This window comes from uncultured Limnohabitans sp. (genome assembly GCF_937889215.1).
Lineage (GTDB): Bacteria > Pseudomonadota > Gammaproteobacteria > Burkholderiales > Burkholderiaceae_C > Limnohabitans_A.
In genome coordinates, this window is record NZ_CALBEX010000054.1 from 1 (window position 1) to 1,896 (window position 1,896).

Annotated in this window: 3 protein-coding genes and 1 pseudogene; all 4 read left to right on the forward strand. The window is 55.6% G+C overall.

All coding sequences use genetic code 11. The features are described from left to right. A pseudogene (locus tag Q0341_RS01295) lies at positions 1–268 on the forward strand (heme ABC transporter permease); the annotation flags it as partial. Then, the gene (gene ccmD, locus Q0341_RS01300; protein WP_299510020.1) at positions 265–459 is read left to right on the forward strand and encodes a heme exporter protein CcmD; all 195 of its coding nucleotides are present in this window, start codon (positions 265–267) and stop codon (positions 457–459) included. The pseudogene Q0341_RS01295 and the gene ccmD, both read left to right, overlap by 4 nt. After that, positions 456–908 carry a cytochrome c maturation protein CcmE gene (gene ccmE / locus Q0341_RS01305; RefSeq protein WP_299510021.1) on the forward strand — a complete coding sequence of 151 codons (453 nt, stop codon included), beginning with the start codon at positions 456–458 and terminating at the stop codon, positions 906–908. Before ccmD ends, ccmE begins: the two co-directional genes overlap by 4 nt. Before the next feature lie 16 nt (positions 909–924). After that, positions 925–1,896 (forward strand): heme lyase CcmF/NrfE family subunit (locus Q0341_RS01310; protein WP_299510022.1); only part of this gene is annotated, 972 nt, incomplete at its 3' end.

Sequence of the window (1,896 nt, forward strand, 5' to 3'; positions counted from 1 at the left end):
GGGGGCCCTCAATGTGCCGGTGATTTACTTCTCCGTGAAGTGGTGGAACACCCTGCATCAGGGCGCGTCGGTGTCCTTGACCCAAGGCTCAAAAATGGCGGAAGTCATGTTGCAAGCCATGCTCATCATGGCCGTTGCGTTTTGGCTTTATGCCATCGCCATAGCCCTGTACAGAGTCAGGAGCATGATTTTGATGCGTGAAAGGCACGCGCAATGGGTGGCTGATTTACCCGAAATCAAAGCCCAATTCAAAAGGAGTTCGCCATGATTTGGAACAGTGCGGCCGAATTTTGGGCCATGGGTGGGTATGGGTTTTATGTCTGGGGCAGTTTTGGTGTCACTGCCATGCTTATGGCCCTAGAAATTGGCTGGGTCAGGCAGCAGCGCCAGCGTGTATTGGCGCAAGTGGCTGCAGAATCGGCCTCTGAACAAGGTTTGAGCAAGGATTGGCAATCATGAAGCCCCGTCATCAACGAATGCTTTGGATCAGCGCTGGATTACTGGCATTGGCCGCAGCGGGCACGCTTGTTTTGAATGCGTTTCAAAGCAACTTGGTTTTCTTTTTCACCCCCACCCAAGTCGCGCAAGGGGAGGCCCCTCAGGGCCGTGCCTTTCGCGTGGGCGGCATGGTCAAAGAGGGCAGTGTGAAGAAAGACGGCGAGAACGTGCAATTTGTCGTGACTGACTTTGCACACGATGTCTCTGTGTCCTACACCGGTTTGCTCCCCGATTTGTTCAAAGAAGGCAAGGGCGTGGTGACACAAGGGAAAATGCAAGAGGGCAGAGCATTCAAGGCCTCCGAGGTTTTGGCCAAACACGACGAAAATTACATGCCGCCTGAGGCGCAACACGCCTTAGACCAGGCTGCAGCCGACAAAGCAGCGAAATCGCTCAAGCTGCCTAACTGAGAGAAAAGAGCTTTCAATGATTGTTGAAATTGGTCACTTTGCGTTGATCCTCGCCACTTGCGTCGCTTTATTGCAAGCGGTGTTGCCGCTGGCGGGCACGATCTTGGACAGACCCCGGTGGCAGGCGCTGGCCAAACCCACGGCCTTGCTTCAGTTTTCACTCATCGTGTTGGCCTATGCGGTGTTGACGCATGGGGCGGTCACAGACGACTTTTCCATCAAGTACATCGCTGGACACTCCAACTCGCTCTTGCCCATGCAATACAAGGTTTCCGCAGTGTGGGGTGGTCACGAAGGCTCTCTGCTGCTGTGGGTTCTGATGTTGTCGGGTTGGACTGTGGCCGTGGCCCTGTTTTCGAAAACCTTGCCCTTGGCCATGGTGGCTCGGGTGATTGGGGTTTTGGGCTGGGTGTCTGTCGGATTTTTGTCTTTCACTGTGATCACCTCCAGTCCGTTTGAGCGCCTGATCCCCGCACCCGCTGACGGGCGCGATTTGAATCCATTGCTGCAAGACCCGGGCTTGATCATTCACCCGCCGATGTTGTACATGGGCTATGTGGGGTTTTCGGTGGCCTTTGCTTTTGCCATTGCCGCCTTGTTGTCGGGGCGCATGGACGCAGCTTGGGCCCGCTGGTCAAGGCCGTGGACGATTGTGGCCTGGATGTTCATGACCGCCGGCATCGCGCTGGGCTCTTGGTGGGCTTATTACGAGTTGGGCTGGGGCGGCTGGTGGTTTTGGGACCCGGTGGAAAACGCCTCCCTTTTGCCTTGGTTGTTTGGCACAGCCTTGATCCATGCTTTGATGGTGACTGACAAACGGGGCGGCTTCAAGGCCTGGTCCATCTTGTTGGCCATTGGGGCGTTTTCATTGTCATTGCTGGGCACGTTCTTGGTGCGCTCGGGCGTTCTGACCTCGGTTCATGCGTTTGCCTCAGACCCCAAGCGAGGGGTCTTCATCTTGATCTTTTTGGCCTTGGTGGTGGGCATT